General features: G+C 46.6%; 13 protein-coding genes. 10 read left to right on the top strand and 3 right to left on the bottom strand.

The window, feature by feature from the left end; genetic code table 11:
* Positions 1 to 174: 174 nt before the first annotated feature.
* From OW491_RS05830 to zwf, 3 genes are read right to left on the bottom strand one after another with little or no spacing between them, the layout of a single operon-like run.
* The gene (locus OW491_RS05830) at positions 175 to 819 is read right to left on the bottom strand and encodes a bifunctional 4-hydroxy-2-oxoglutarate aldolase/2-dehydro-3-deoxy-phosphogluconate aldolase (protein WP_075179450.1); all 645 of its coding nucleotides are present in this window, start codon (positions 817 to 819) and stop codon (positions 175 to 177) included.
* Between the two features lie 29 nt (positions 820 to 848).
* Entirely contained in the window at positions 849 to 1559 is a 711-nt protein-coding gene (gene pgl / locus OW491_RS05825; RefSeq protein WP_290035072.1) for a 6-phosphogluconolactonase, read from the bottom strand.
* A complete protein-coding gene (zwf, locus tag OW491_RS05820) occupies positions 1546 to 3021 on the bottom strand; it encodes a glucose-6-phosphate dehydrogenase (protein WP_290035071.1) in 1476 nt (491 codons plus the stop codon). Before zwf ends, pgl begins: the two co-directional genes overlap by 14 nt.
* A 232-nt stretch (positions 3022 to 3253) precedes the next feature.
* Between zwf and OW491_RS05815 the strand changes: the two genes are divergently transcribed.
* The 10 genes from OW491_RS05815 (at position 3254) to OW491_RS05770 (ending at position 14125) form a co-directional block, all read left to right on the top strand.
* On the top strand, positions 3254 to 4111 hold the full coding sequence (locus tag OW491_RS05815; protein WP_075173286.1) for a MurR/RpiR family transcriptional regulator: 858 nt from the start codon (positions 3254 to 3256) through the stop codon (positions 4109 to 4111).
* Between the two features lie 44 nt (positions 4112 to 4155).
* Entirely contained in the window at positions 4156 to 4908 is a 753-nt protein-coding gene (locus OW491_RS05810; protein WP_075173285.1) for a response regulator transcription factor, read from the top strand.
* Positions 4877 to 6334, top strand: coding sequence for an ATP-binding protein (locus OW491_RS05805; protein ID WP_277251935.1), 1458 nt, complete (start codon positions 4877 to 4879; stop codon positions 6332 to 6334). The genes OW491_RS05810 and OW491_RS05805 overlap by 32 nt, the downstream gene beginning before the upstream one ends.
* Before the next feature lie 195 nt (positions 6335 to 6529).
* The gene (locus OW491_RS05800; RefSeq protein ID WP_075173283.1) at positions 6530 to 7780 is read left to right on the top strand and encodes an ABC transporter substrate-binding protein; all 1251 of its coding nucleotides are present in this window, start codon (positions 6530 to 6532) and stop codon (positions 7778 to 7780) included.
* A 187-nt stretch (positions 7781 to 7967) separates the two neighbouring features.
* Complete coding sequence (locus OW491_RS05795) at positions 7968 to 8804, top strand: sugar ABC transporter permease (protein WP_246283367.1); 837 nt, start codon at positions 7968 to 7970, stop codon at positions 8802 to 8804.
* On the top strand, positions 8797 to 9678 hold the full coding sequence (locus OW491_RS05790; RefSeq protein ID WP_215151150.1) for a carbohydrate ABC transporter permease: 882 nt from the start codon (positions 8797 to 8799) through the stop codon (positions 9676 to 9678). The genes OW491_RS05795 and OW491_RS05790 overlap by 8 nt, the downstream gene beginning before the upstream one ends.
* A gap of 23 nt (positions 9679 to 9701) precedes the next feature.
* Positions 9702 to 10817 (top strand): ABC transporter ATP-binding protein, encoded by a 1116-nt coding sequence (locus OW491_RS05785; RefSeq protein ID WP_290035069.1) that lies wholly within the window; start codon positions 9702 to 9704, stop codon positions 10815 to 10817.
* A gap of 186 nt (positions 10818 to 11003) precedes the next feature.
* On the top strand, positions 11004 to 11624 hold the full coding sequence (gmk, locus tag OW491_RS05780; protein ID WP_075173279.1) for a guanylate kinase: 621 nt from the start codon (positions 11004 to 11006) through the stop codon (positions 11622 to 11624).
* A 60-nt stretch (positions 11625 to 11684) separates the two neighbouring features.
* The gene (gene rpoZ, locus OW491_RS05775; protein ID WP_075173278.1) at positions 11685 to 11897 is read left to right on the top strand and encodes a DNA-directed RNA polymerase subunit omega; all 213 of its coding nucleotides are present in this window, start codon (positions 11685 to 11687) and stop codon (positions 11895 to 11897) included.
* Positions 11898 to 12013: 116 nt separating this feature from the next.
* Positions 12014 to 14125 (top strand): RelA/SpoT family protein, encoded by a 2112-nt coding sequence (locus OW491_RS05770; protein WP_075173277.1) that lies wholly within the window; start codon positions 12014 to 12016, stop codon positions 14123 to 14125.
* Positions 14126 to 14184 lie beyond the last annotated feature (59 nt).

Here is a 14184-nt window from a genome sequence, read left to right as displayed (position 1 = left end):
GTGCTTAGTTCTTGTCCGTTTTTCAGTAACTGTCACGGCAAGAATAGTATTCACTATTTTTTTGCTCAACGTATGACAATTGTTAATGCATGATAAAAAAGGGAGAAAAAAATGCCCGCTTTTCAGCGGGCTAACCGTCCCTTGTTTTCAGGCAATGGGAATAGGGTGCCTCGCTCAACGCAATAGTTGGAGGGATTGCTGAGCAAGGCGGGTGACCGCAGACCAGTCGTGAGCCGTTACGAGGTCTGCAGGCGTCAACCAAGTTCCACCGACGCACATAACGTTCGGTAGAGCGAGGTAGTCTTTGGCCGTGTTTGCGCGGATCCCGCCTGTTGGGCAGAATCGAATGTCGTCAAAGGGGCCATGATACGATTTCAAAGTGGTAACACCGCCAGATGCTTCAGCGGGGAAGAACTTAAAGCGTTTGTAGCCACGCTTAATGCCTTCCATCATTTCAGATACGGTCTGAACACCTGGCAATAAAGGAATGTCGCTTTCCATGCCAAAGTCGAGTAACTCGGCGGTCGCGCCTGGGCTAACGATGAACTTACTACCCGCATCAACAGAGCGGCGGTAGTCTTCAGGGTTTAGAACGGTACCTGCGCCAACATATGCCCCTGGTACTGCTTTTGCGATTGCTTCAATGGCAGCTAATGCATTAGCTGTACGCAGTGTAATTTCTAGGACAGGCAACCCGCCTTCTACTAATGCCTCTGCCATTGGAATAGCGTCTTCCAAACGGTCAATGGTAATGACAGGGATTATTGGCGCGAGTGCCGTAACGGCGTCTATCTTTGCAGTGTGTTCGTTCTGTGTCATCGTTTTTATCCTGTTATATAGACACTGGCTCAAGGAGCCCAGTAAATGGTAATAGGCTGTCGCAAGAAAAGGCCGATCGGCATCGTGTTGGGATCGTCTATTTCTATGGCCTTAGCCAATGTGTCTAGTTTGTCTTCGCCGCAGATATGCAGAATGCGCTGCTCGCTATTAAAAAGACGTTTGGGCGTTAACGTCATGCGTGAATGCGGCGCTGTTGTAGGCTTAACAGCTTCGCAGTCTCGATCGCTATTAAAAGCAAGGGGTAATTGCGTAGAACATGGAAATAACGACGCCGTATGTCCGTCATTGCCCATGCCTAGTATTACCGTTGTTAATGGGCCTTCAATTGCGCTCAGTTTAGTGTTGACGTGAGCGGCCGCTGCTGACGCGGGAGTATTTGCTTGCCATAAGCCAATAAAAGGGGCCTGTGCAGCTTTGTTTTGTAACAAGTGAGTGCGTACTAGTGCCTCGTTACTGTCCTTATGTTCAGGAGCTACCCATCGATCATCGACTAATGTTGTGATGATGTGTGTCCATGGCAGATCCTGTTTGCTCAGGGCTTGGAAAAGCGGCACTGGTGTTGATCCACCTGAAACAGCTAGTGACGCTGTACCCTTGGCGGAAACAGCTGCATTCAGTTGTTGGCTAATTGACTCAGTGAGTGCATTCGTTAATGCAATACGGGAATCAAAAGATTTAACTGAAACGTGTTCCGGTAGTTTGAGATCACTGATCTTCATGCCAGCTCCTGCCATCTTTCATGACCATTAAATCTGAGGCTTTTGGCCCCCAGCTGCCCGCGGCGTAAGGTAAAGGCGGGGTGTTTTCTTTGTCCCAATGTTCAAGCAATTGGTCACACCACTTCCAGGCGTATTCGATCTCGTCACGGCGGACAAACAGGTACTGATTACCTTGGATAACTTCGAGTAAAAGGCGCTCGTAGGCATCAGGTATACGCGCTTTTTCAAAGGTCTCTGAAAAGTTTAACTTCAGAGGACCTGCTCGTAGGCGCATGCCTTGTCCAAGACCTTGGTCTTTGTTGAGGATTTGAAGCGAAATCCCTTCTTCTGGCTGCAGGCGGATGATGAGCTTGTTGTGTGCGAGGTGGCGCTGGCTCTCATCAAAGATATAGTGCGCTTGCTTTTTAAAGTGGATCGTAATTTGAGAAACTTTTTCCGGTAGGCGTTTGCCTGTGCGCAAGTAAAAAGGAACTCCAGCCCATCGCCAGCTTTTTATCTCAACTTTGAGCGAAACAAATGTTTCAGTATTGCTTGTTGGGTTGGCGCCTTCTTCTTCCATATAGCCTGGCACTTGCTTGCCGTCGATCATGCCCTTTGTGTAGCGTCCACGGACGACATGGTCGTTATGCATGCTGCCTGTGATGGGCTTCATGAGCTTAAGCACTTTAACTTTTTCGTCGCGAATCATATCCGCAGTGAGATCCCCAGGAGGGTCCATCGCTGTTAGGCAAAGTAGCTGTAATAAGTGGTTTTGCACCATATCACGCATTTGGCCGGCTTTGTCAAAATAACCCCAGCGGCCTTCAATGCCGACTTTTTCGGCTACCGTGATTTCTACATGTGAAATCTGGTTTTGGTTCCACTGGGCGCCAAAGATAGGGTTGGCGAAGCGCAGTGCAATCAAGTTTTGTACGGTTTCTTTACCAAGGTAGTGATCGATACGGTAAATTTGAGATTCTTCGAAGTATTTGGCGACTTCATCGTTGATCTGATTAGATGAGTCGTGGTCGTGCCCAATCGGTTTTTCTAATACCACTCGTGAGCTTTCTTCAATGCAACCGGTCTCGGTCAGGTTTTTGCAAATAATGCCATACAATGAAGCGGCTGTTGCAAAGTAGAAAATGCGAGTACGTTCGAGTTGCTCATCGAGCGTTGATTTCAGCCCTTGATATTGCTCTGTAGTGCCAAAGTCGACTTGGCTGTACACCAGCTTATCAAGGAAAATATCTTGATTGGTCGGGTCTAGCTCTTCGGCTTTCACAAAAGTGGCTAAGCTGCTTTTGCATTGTTCGCGAAAGCCTGCTGTATCCATATCGGTACGGGCTACGCCAATAATGCGTGATTCCTTGCAGAGAAGCCCTGCATTTTCAAGGTGGTATAGAGAAGGGATTAGCTTTCGCTGTGCTAAATCACCAAGCGCACCAAAAATGACAATATCACTAGGAATGTCATGGGAAACCATCGCTGGAGCCTCTTTTGTAGTTATTTAACCGATTTTTTTAATAATGTAAGCGAGAAAACGGCTAAATACAATTAAATTTTGGTTAAATTACTAAAAAATAGAAAGGCAGACTTGTCCCATCTATCGTAAGATAGGCTGAAAATGTCGGGTGATAGCTGGGTAAAGTTGGGGTTGTTCACCCAGATAGACTAAAATGTAGTTAACTTACTACTTCATACGGGCTCCTTAAACTATGTCATCAAGTATGAACCTGTTAGATCAGATTCGCACACGATTAGATAATTTCAATAAATCGGAACGTAAAGTGGCTGATGTGATCATGCGTGATCCTGAGTCAGCCACACGCATGAGTATAGCAACGTTGGCGCAAGCGTCATCGGTAAGCGAACCTACGGTCAATCGCTTTTGTCGAAACTTTGATACGGTGGGTTACCCCGATTTTAAAATTCAGCTAGCACAAAGCTTGGCGGGCGGCACACCTTATGTCAGCCGTAACGTTGAGCAAGAAGATACAGCTGAAGAATATACAGATAAGATTTTTACATCGACTATTGCCGCATTAGATGCCTCACGCAAAACAGTTGATGCGGCATTAATCACTAAAGCGGTTGATTATTTGACCCAAGCTAAGCAGATTTTTTTCTTTGGGCTGGGCGCTTCAGGCCCTGTGGCAACAGACGCGCAACATAAGTTTTTCCGGTTTAATATTCCGGTATCGGCACATGAAGATGTGCTGATGATGCGAATGATAGCCGCTGCCGCTCATACGGGAGACTTGATTGTTGTTATTTCCTATACCGGGCGGACGAAAGAGTTGGTTGATATTGCACGTATTGCTCGCCAGAACGGCGCAGCAGTATTAGGTATTTCAGCAGAAAATTCGCCATTAGCGAAAGAGTGTACTGTATTGTTGAACACGCCTATGCCCGAAGATACGGACATTTATATGCCAATGATCTCGCGCATCGTGCAGCTGACGACATTGGATGTGTTGGCTACGGGAGTTACTTTGCGCCGCGGTGTCGATTTTCATACGCATTTAAAAAAGATAAAAGATAGTTTAAAGGATACGCGTTATCCAAACGAGTAGGTCTAAAGCCTGAAGAGTCAATATGAGAGGTCACAATAACAACAATGACCAGTGAAGTGCTCAAGCAAATCTTTGTCGTAGATGATGATCAAGAAATACGTGATCTTTTAACGCAGTACCTTACAACCAACCGGTTTGTTGTTACGGCCTTTGAAACCGGAGAAGCTTTTTTAGCGCATGTTCGAGCGGGGAACCAAGCCGATTTGGCTATACTCGATATTATGTTGCCTGGTGCTAATGGCTTTGATGTGTGCCGTGACTTGCGTAGCTTTTCACGGCTGCCTGTCATCATGCTAACTGCGAACTCGGATGAAATGGATCGGGTTGTAGGGTTAGAGCTTGGGGCGGATGATTACTTGGCTAAGCCGTTTAATCCTCGTGAATTGTTGGCAAGGATCCGAGCTGTGCTTCGGCGCATAGATCATGCACCCGAAGTAACGGTGAAAAGTTTACGGTTCGTACGTTTTGCTGACTTTGAGCTGGATACTACCGCGCGTAATTTGTGGACCCCGTCAGGTGAGAGCCAATCGCTCACGGGGGCTGATTTTTATTTGTTGAACCTCTTTGTAGACCGCGCGGGTGATATTTTGAGTCGCGAGTTTATCGCCGAACAAACACGTGGCCGGGATAATTTGCCCATGGATCGGTTTGTGGATGTGCATGTGAGTCGGTTACGCCAGCGTTTAGGTGAAGACGCCCGGCGTCCATCGTTGATTCAAACCGTTCGTGGTAAGGGTTATGTCCTGTCATGCGAGGTGGAGCGCAGTGAAACCCCGCTTTTTGCAACGATTGATTAAAAGCCCCTTAACGCTTACCAGCCGTATATTAATAGCGCTTGCTGCCGGTGTTATCTTGGCGCAAACCATAAGTGCGGTTGTGTGGTATACACAATGGCGTGCTGACAGTGAGTTGCGTGTGCGCGAAGTGTCCCAGCATATGGCTTTTCGGGTTGCTTCTACGGTTCAATTTTTTACGTCTTTGCCTACATCTTACCGGCATGTCGTGCTCAACCAGTTGCGTGATATGGGTGGGACGCGCTTTTTTGTAACACTCAATCGCGAATATATACATATTAAGGACTTGCCTGACTCGCCGCTTAAAACCGTAGTGGTGAATGAGTTTCAACAGGCGCTTAAAAAACAGTTGGGGATAGATCCTGACACTGTCCATATCAAATTTTCTCGCCCCGCTGACCTTCATGTGCTTAATAATGAAACCCTTTTAGACGATCTGCCTGCCCGTTGGGCTGATTTAAGTTTACTCGTGCGTCCCAGCGGTTCGCCTATATTAGTCATGCAGCTGCCTATCAGTGATAAAGAGTGGTTGTATTTGGCTACGGTGATGCCTGATGCGCAATTTTTAGACGCGGCTTCTCCTTTATCTACAGAGCGTTTAATGTCGCTTGTTATATCTCTAATGGTTATTTTGCTGCTTGGAGTATGGATTGTGCGTGTGTTATTGCGCCCCTTGCGGCAGCTAGTGCGGGCATTGGAGTCTTTTGGTAAAGGGGAGCAAAAGCACTTACCTGAAAGAGGGTCCCAGGAAGTGATTACGGCGGCCAAAGCGTTTAACGCGATGCAGGGTCGTATTCAGCGCTATTTGGATGATCGTGAAAAATTGTTTGCTTCTATTTCCCATGACCTCAAAACACCAATAACGCGTTTGCGTTTACGAGCTGAAATGCTTGAGGATGATAAACAAAGAGAGGCGATGGCGCGCGACTTAGAAGACCTAGATATTATGGTGAAAGGAGCTTTGCAAAGCGTTAAGGATACGGATATCCATGAGAATCGCGTTGAAGTCGATTTATGGCGGATGATGCTATACATGGCTGATGGCGCTGATATTGCCGGTAAGAAAATTGAGCTATCGGGTCAGCAGCGACAACCCTATCTGGGTAAACCTTTGGCATTAAAACGATGTATTGGTAACTTGCTAGATAATGCTTTGTACTATGGCAAAGAAGCCTATGTAACTGTTACCGATAGTGATGTTGCCCTAATTATCAGTATCCGAGACCAAGGGCCGGGCATCCCTGATTCTCAGCTAGTACGTGTGTTTCAGCCTTATACCCGCCTTACGACAGACCATTCTAATCACCCTGGTATGGGGCTCGGCTTGTCGATCAGTCGGAATATAGCCCGCGCTCACGGCGGGGAGGTGTCTTTGCGTAATCACCCCCAAGGAGGTTTGGTCGTCACGGTAACGTTACCTCGTGGTTAGCGCGTAATACTTTAGTCTGTAATAGGGCTGTTAGTTGTCTTTTATATCGCTGTTTTGCGTCATTTGGGCGATTTTGTAACGCCCTGTTACAAATGATTGCACTAATTTACGCATTATTTTTTTTGTCTTTGTTAGTGTTCTATGTGCCGGTGACATCCGGACTAACGTCAAAACAACAAAAAGAAGGCGAATGGCATGAAAAATTTAAAGTATTGTCTCTCTGGTTTAGCTTTATCGGTAGCTGCAAGCGTATCGCAAGCGGCTGAGGTAGAGGTTCTCCATTACCTGACATCCAGTGGTGAAGCGGCAGCTATTAATGTATTGAAAGAATACTTGGGCGAATCTGGCCATACATGGAAAGATTTTGCTGTAGCTGGCGGTGGTGGTGAATCAGCGATGACGGTGCTCAAGTCCCGCGCTATTTCGGGTAACCCTCCTGCGGCGGCTCAGATCAAAGGTTTAGATATTCAAGAGTGGGGTGATCTCGGTTTTCTAACGGATCTTGATGGCGTAGCGACGGCAGGTAAGTGGGATACTTTATTGCCCCCTGTTGTTAGCAATGTAATGAAATACGACGGTAAATACGTAGCCGTGCCGGTTAACGTGCACCGTGTTAACTGGCTGTGGGCTAACCCAGAACCTTTCCGTAAAGCAGGCTTGGGTATCCCGACAACGTGGGAGCAGTTTCTTGAAGTTGCACCTAAGTTAAAAGAAGCGGGTGTCATTCCCTTGGCTCATGGTGGTCAAGCATGGCAGGACGCTACGTTATTTGAAGCAGTAGCGTTGGGTGTTGGTGGCCCAGAGTTTTATAGCAAAGCCTTTGTTGATCATGATGAAGCGACGCTGAAAGGCGCCGAAATGATCAACGTCTTCAAAACTTTTAAAAAGTTACGTGATTTTATCGACCCGAATGCCAGCGGTCGTGATTGGAATATTGCTACCTCAATGGTCATTAATGGCGAAGCGGCAATGCAGATCATGGGTGACTGGGCGAAAGGCGAATTTACCGCCGCGGGCAAAAAGCCAGGTGTGGATTATGTATGCCTAGCCGCACCCGATACTAGCGGAACCTTTACGTTTAATATTGATTCATTCGCGATGTTCGCGCTGAGCGATGATGACGCATCAAAAGCGCAAGGCAAGCTAGCTGAGCTGGTGATGGACCCCGCTTTCCAAGAAACTTTTAACTTGAACAAAGGTTCTATCCCTGCGCGTATGGGAATGAACCGTGCCCCGTTTGATAGCTGCGCTTTGGCATCAATGGATGCGTTTGAAGCCAGCTCGGCTAGCGGTACGCTAGTGCCAAGTATGGCGCATGGTTTGGCGACTACTTCGCAAGTCCAGGGTGCGATTTACGATGTGGTGACTAACTTCTTCAATAGCGATACGTCGGCTGAAGATGCGGTTGAAACACTGGCGCGTTCTGTTAAAGCCGCTCAACTGTAAGCGGTTCGCTTTGAGCAAGCGTGGACATCGTGCCGCGCTTGCTACTTGATCACTACGATCTCCGATACTCCAATCTTCGGTAATGATTATGCAAAATCAAACTCCTGTGCTGCCAGAAGGTAAGGCTCAGCGGGTTCGCTCGGTCAGTTTTCAGGACCGCCTCGCGAGCTGGCTACCTAAATTGGTCATGACCCCAACGTTGTTGATGGTTATGGTTTGTATGTACGGTTACATTATATGGACCGCGCTTTTATCGCTTACCAGCTCTCGTATGCTGCCTGTCTGGAAATTTATTGGTACAGGGCAATACGAAAAGCTCTTTGCTAATGATCGCTGGTTAGTGTCATTAGATAATTTGGTTGTCTTTGGCGCTCTGTTTATTCTCACGTGTTTGGCGTTAGGTATCGTTCTTGCGATTTTCTTGGACCAGAAAATTCGTGCTGAAGGTGCTTTGCGTACTATCTATCTTTATCCCATGGCTATTTCGTTCATTGTGACAGGTACAGCCTGGAAATGGCTGCTTAATCCATCGCTGGGTTTAGAGAAAATGTTCCATAGCTGGGGATTCGAGAGTGTTCAGCTTGATTGGTTAGTTGATCCTGATCGTGTCGTCTTTTGTTTGGTGATTGCGGCGGTTTGGCAGTCTTCGGGCTTTGTGATGGCTATGTTCTTGGCCGGTTTGCGTGGTGTTGATCAGGATATGATTAAAGCGGCGCAGCTCGATGGGGCTTCCATGCCGATGATCTATCGCCGAGTGATTTTGCCGAGTTTAAAACCTGTCTTTTTTAGTGCCTTTGTTATCTTGGCGCACATTGCTATTAAGAGCTTTGATTTGGTCGCGGCATTAACGGGTGGTGGCCCTGGTTATAGCTCAGATTTGCCTGCGAACTTTATGTATACGCATGCCTTTACGCGTGCGCAGATGGGCTTAGGTGCTGCCAGTGCAATGGTTATGTTGGGCGGCGTATTAGCGATACTTGTACCGTATCTTTACTCAGAGCTACGAGGAAAGAAAAATGCCTAATGCAATGACGAAAACAACCAGTCTGGCGCAGCGTTTATTGCGTTACGGTTTGTATGCCATTCTACTGGTTATGGCATTTGTTTATTTAATGCCGCTTTGGGTGATGTTGCTGACATCGCTTAAAGATGTTGAAGAAATCCGTACGGGTACCTTGCTGTCGTTACCGGGTTCATTGAATTTTGACGCGTGGGGCAAAGCGTGGGGGAGTGCTTGCACCGGTGGTACGTGCGAAGGGATTTCTCCTTATCTCATGAACTCTTTCATGATTGTGATCCCCGCTGTGGTTATTTCTACCTTGTTAGGGGCGCTTAACGGGTATGTGATTGCTATGTGGCGCTTTCGCGGCAGTGAGCTGTTTTTTGGGCTGCTTTTGATCGGCTGCTTCATCCCGTTTCAGGTGGTCTTATTACCGATGGCGCGCACACTGAGTTTCTTTGGGCTCGCGAACACAACAACCGGCTTAGTGATGGTGCATGTTGTCTATGGTGTTGCTTTTACGACCTTGTTCTTTCGTAATTTTTATATCGCGCTTCCTAAAGAGTTGATTAGTGCTGCACGTTTAGATGGTGCCGGATTCTTCCGTATTTTCTGGCGTATTGTTCTTCCACTATCCACGCCCATTATTGTTGTGACAGTCATCTGGCAGTTTACGCAAATCTGGAATGACTTCTTATTTGGCGTGGTGTTCTCTGGTTTTGATACGCAACCTGTCACGGTGGCGCTTAACAATCTGGTTAACACCAGCTTTGGGGGTAAGCAATATAACGTGGATATGGCCGCTGCTCTGATAGCAGCCGCGCCAACACTGCTGGTGTATGTGTTTGCAGGTAAATATTTTGTTCGCGGTCTGACCGCCGGTGCTGTGAAAGGCTAAAGAATAATAATTGAGGATTCAACATGGCTGCGTTAACAATTGATAATGTAGAAAAAAGTTACGGTCAGGCGAAGGTTCTGAAAGGGATCAATATAGCGATTGATCAGGGTGAGTTTCTAATCTTAGTGGGCCCGTCAGGATGTGGTAAGTCTACGCTAATGAACAGCATAGCAGGTCTTGAAGATGTAACTGGTGGTCGTATCTTATTAGGTGATGAGGATGTTACCCATGCCTCGCCTAAAGATCGTGATATAGCGATGGTATTCCAGTCTTACGCGCTTTATCCCAACATGACTGTTCGTGAAAATATCGCCTTTGGTTTAGAAATTCGTAAAATGCCAAAGAAAGAACGCGAAGAAGAAGTACAGCGGGTGTCTACCCTGCTGCAGATTGAGCATTTATTGGACCGTAAACCAGCCAATTTGTCGGGTGGTCAGCGCCAGCGCGTAGCGATGGGCCGCGCCTTGGCACGTCGCCCGCGCTTGTATTTGTTTGATGAGCCCTTGTCGAACCTAGATGCAAAGCTACGTGTTGAGATGCGTACCGAAATTAAAAAACTGCATCAGCGTTTGGGTACCACTATTGTTTATGTTACTCACGATCAAATTGAAGCGATGACCTTGGCTGATCGTATCGCGGTTATGAAAGATGGAGAGTTGTTGCAGCTTGATACGCCGCAAGAAATTTACGATAACCCGGTAAACCAGTTTGTCGCCGGGTTTATGGGATCGCCAGCTATGAACTTTATGTCAGTGGTGCTGGTAAAAAATGGTGAGGGTTATGGTGTGGAGTTTATTGATGGCAATGGCCAGAAGATAATTTTACCTATGCCTCAAACTATGGATTTATCTGCTCACGTTGGTAAAACAGTCACGCTGGGCTTGCGTCCTGAAATGATTACCGACCCGGTGCCGCATAAAGAGAATATGGACACGGTGGTTTCTGTGGATGTAAAAGTTGAGGTGATTGAACCCACCGGAGCTGACACCATGGTAGTGACTGAGGTGAATGGTGTTGAAGTTAACTGTCGGGTTAATCCGCGTTATCCGGTTAAACCCGGAGAGGTGGCATCATTGATGTTTGATATGAGCAAAGCGGTCTTGTTTGATGCTCAAACACAGGCACGTATTGATGTGTAAAAGAGTGTAAAGCGACGATATGGCTCAGCGTTAACCTGCTGGGCCGTTTTTGTTTAAGCGCCCGGCGGGAATAAAAGTGACTAAAATCAGGCTAGGCGATGAATTCTCGTTAGATAATACTATAATACGTCGCTCATCTTCGCTGTAGCTATGCTATAGCGCCGTCAAAGTAGCAAGAGACAGAGCATGAACGTTCGCGGTAACCTCTACATTATTGCAGCGCCTTCGGGTGCTGGTAAAACCAGTTTAGTAAAAGCACTTCTGACGCACGATAACAGGGTGCGCGTCTCAGTCTCCCACACAACGCGCTCAATGCGCCCCGGTGAACATAACGGCGTAGATTATAATTTTGTCAGTATGGCGGATTTTGATGCGCTGATTGCTGATAACCAGTTTTTAGAATATGCCGAAGTATTTACTAATAAATATGGTACTTCACGTGCATGGGTGGAAGGTCAGCTCGACTTAGGGGTTGATGTTATTTTAGAAATAGATTGGCAAGGCGCTCAGCAAGTGCGTGAGCAAATGCCCGAAAATATCTCTATCTTTATTTTACCGCCATCGCGAGCTGCACTTGAAAGCCGGTTGACCGGTCGAGGACAAGACGATGCCGAGGTTATTAAACATCGCATGTCTAAAGCTGTTTCAGAGATGCAGCACTACGATGAGTTTGATTATGTCGTCATTAATGATGACTTTGATTTAGCATTAAACGATTTGCAGTCTATTTTCTGCGCTGAAAGGCTAAAACGAGCGAGCCAGCAGCGTCGATATGCGGATCTGTTGCAAGATCTCTTGTCAGTATAAAAACTGTCCAGTAAAATAACTGCCCCGTTCTTAGAACGAACAATGATTTGAGGTTTAAACATGGCACGTGTCACAGTTGAAGATTGCTTAGAAAACGTAGATAACCGTTTTGAATTGGTTATGGTTGCAGCAAAACGTGCTCGCCAGCTAGCAACAGGCGGCAAAGAGCCTAAGTTGGATCGTGAAAACGACAAAGATACCGTTGTCGCGTTACGTGAAATTGCAGAAGGCCTGACAACTAAGCAAATCCTAGAAGACGCTGAGCGCCGCTAAGCTCGGCCCTTTTTCGTCGTCATTTAAAGGCGTTATTCCATCGACAGGTATAAGTCTGTTAGATTATAGGCATCCCATTCAATGCGATGGATGCCTATAGACGTAGCGGAGAGATAATGCCGACAATCGATGCCCTATCTGGACATTTAAACGACTATCTTGATCTAGAACAGATCCGAGATGTTCGTCGTGCCTACTTTTATGCAGAGCAGGCTCATGATGGCCAGCGCCGCAAAAGTGGCGAGCCTTATGTTACCCATCCTCTAGCTGTATCAGGCATCCTTGCAGGTATGCACATGGATCATCAAAGCCTAATGGCGGCGATGTTGCATGATGTTATTGAAGATACCGAAATTGATTACGAAGCTATCGAGGCGCAATTTGGCGAATCCGTAGCGGATATCGTTGATGGCGTATCGAAGCTTACCCACCTCGAGTTTGAAACTAAAGCTGAAGCTCAAGCTGAAAACTTTCAGAAAATGGTCTTGGCAATGGCCGAGGACATACGCGTTATATTGGTAAAGCTGGCAGACCGTTTACATAATATGCGCACTCTAGGCGCTATGCCGCCTGTTAAACAGCGCCGCATTGCTCGTGAAACATTGGATATCTATGCGCCGGTTGCTGCACGATTAGGGATGCGTGACCTACAGGTAGAATTAGAAGACCTCGCATTCCAATCTTTTTATCCAATGCGGGCCAAGTATATTCGCCGAGCGGTGGTTAAAGCCCGAGGTCAGCGAAAAGATATTATTACCTCTATCGAAGATTCTATTCGCCAGCGTTTAAGCCAAGAAAAACTACCGGGTATTGTCACCGGACGAGAAAAACACCTCTACAGCATATACAACAAAATGAAGGCGCAGAAAAAAGCGTTTTCAGAAATCATGGATGTATTTGCGTTTCGTATCGTGACGGAAAGTGTTGATGATTGTTACCGTGTTTTAGGCGCGGTTCACAACCTTTATAAACCTGTTCACGGGCGTTTTAAGGACTATATCGCCATTCCTAAGGCGAATGGCTACCAATCCTTGCATACAGAGTTATTCGGTGCGCGTGACATCACTATCGAAGTACAAATTCGCACCAAAGAGATGGACGCTGTAGCCAGCCAAGGTATTGCTGAGCACAGCCACTATAAAGTGTATGGTGATTCAGATAGTGCCATAGGTTCATACAACCGTGCGCGAAAATGGGTGCAAGGCCTGTTGGAAATGCAGAAGTACGCTGGCGACTCAATGGAGTTTATTGAGCACGTTAAAAAAGACCTGTTTCCTGATGAAGTCTATGTATTTACGCCACAAGGTAAAATTTTAGAGTTGCCTCGCGGAGCAACACCGGTTGATTTTGCCTATGCTGTTCATACTGATGTGGGTAACTCATGCGTTTCATGTCGTATAAATCGCCGTCTTGCTCCGTTATCAGAGCCTTTAGAAAGCGGTCAAACAGTTGAAGTAATTACAACGCCGAGCGCTCAGCCAAACATGGCGTGGCTTAATTTTGTTGTCAGCGGTAAGGCGCGTTCCAGTATTCGCCATTTCCTAAAAAACCAACAACGTCATGAGTCGGTGGAACTTGGCCGTCGATTGCTCAATCAGTTTCTTGCCAACTATAACATTACCGTTGAGCACATTGATGCCGTTAAGCTTGCCGAGTTGTTGCGTGACGGCAGTTTTGATGAGCTTGACGATTTGCTCGAAGATATCGGCATGGGCAACCGTATGGCCTATGTTGTTGCAAGAAAACTTAAACCTGACGATGAACCTGCCGATAGTTTAACTAAAGGGCAAAAGCCGATAGCTGTTCAAGGTACAGAAGGTTTAGTTATACAGTACGCACGGTGCTGCCGTCCTATACCTGGGGACAAAATAATTGGCCATATCAGCAGCGGTCGTGGTTTGGTCATTCATCGCATAGATTGCCGTAATATTGGTTATCTGCGTGATGATCCAGAGAAATGTATTTTTCTGGAGTGGTCAGATGCAATGGATGAAGAGTTTACAGTGCTTCTTCAGGTGAGCGTGACATCGCAGCGGGGTGTTATCGCTAATTTAGCCACGACAATATCAGAATCAGGAGCTAATATTCTGAAGATTGATATGTCGGAAAAAGAAGGCCAATTAGCGCGTGTTGACCTTGAAATTGCTGTAACAGATCGCGTTCACTTAGCCGCAACCATAAAAAAAGTTCGGTCGTTGCGTACGGTTAATAAAGTCACTCGTCTCTGATTTGTTTTGTCCTTTTTACTGGCTTGATAAGTGTTTTATAGCAGCTTTGCAAGGCTAGG

The sequence above is a fragment of the Neptunomonas sp. CHC150 genome, assembly GCF_030397555.1.
In the GTDB taxonomy this organism is placed as follows: Bacteria; Pseudomonadota; Gammaproteobacteria; order Pseudomonadales; family Balneatricaceae; genus Neptunomonas; species Neptunomonas phycophila.
Note: the sequence above shows the minus strand (reverse complement) of the source record. Positions and strands in the feature narration are given on the sequence as shown.

Bases quoted from the DNA above. Each gene is read 5' to 3' on its own strand.
- OW491_RS05790 (WP_215151150.1), top strand. From the start codon at position 8,797: ATGCCTAATGCAATGACGAAAACAACCAGTCTGGCGCAGCGTTTATTG.
- zwf (WP_290035071.1), bottom strand. From the start codon at position 3,021: ATGGTTTCCCATGACATTCCTAGTGATATTGTCATTTTTGGTGCGCTT.
- pgl (WP_290035072.1), bottom strand. From the start codon at position 1,559: ATGAAGATCAGTGATCTCAAACTACCGGAACACGTTTCAGTTAAATCT.
- OW491_RS05830 (WP_075179450.1), bottom strand. From the start codon at position 819: ATGACACAGAACGAACACACTGCAAAGATAGACGCCGTTACGGCACTC.
- OW491_RS05800 (WP_075173283.1), top strand. From the start codon at position 6,530: ATGAAAAATTTAAAGTATTGTCTCTCTGGTTTAGCTTTATCGGTAGCT.
- rpoZ (WP_075173278.1), top strand. From the start codon at position 11,685: ATGGCACGTGTCACAGTTGAAGATTGCTTAGAAAACGTAGATAACCGT.
- OW491_RS05795 (WP_246283367.1), top strand. From the start codon at position 7,968: ATGACCCCAACGTTGTTGATGGTTATGGTTTGTATGTACGGTTACATT.
- gmk (WP_075173279.1), top strand. From the start codon at position 11,004: ATGAACGTTCGCGGTAACCTCTACATTATTGCAGCGCCTTCGGGTGCT.
- OW491_RS05785 (WP_290035069.1), top strand. From the start codon at position 9,702: ATGGCTGCGTTAACAATTGATAATGTAGAAAAAAGTTACGGTCAGGCG.
- OW491_RS05770 (WP_075173277.1), top strand. From the start codon at position 12,014: ATGCCGACAATCGATGCCCTATCTGGACATTTAAACGACTATCTTGAT.
- OW491_RS05815 (WP_075173286.1), top strand. From the start codon at position 3,254: ATGTCATCAAGTATGAACCTGTTAGATCAGATTCGCACACGATTAGAT.
- OW491_RS05810 (WP_075173285.1), top strand. From the start codon at position 4,156: ATGACCAGTGAAGTGCTCAAGCAAATCTTTGTCGTAGATGATGATCAA.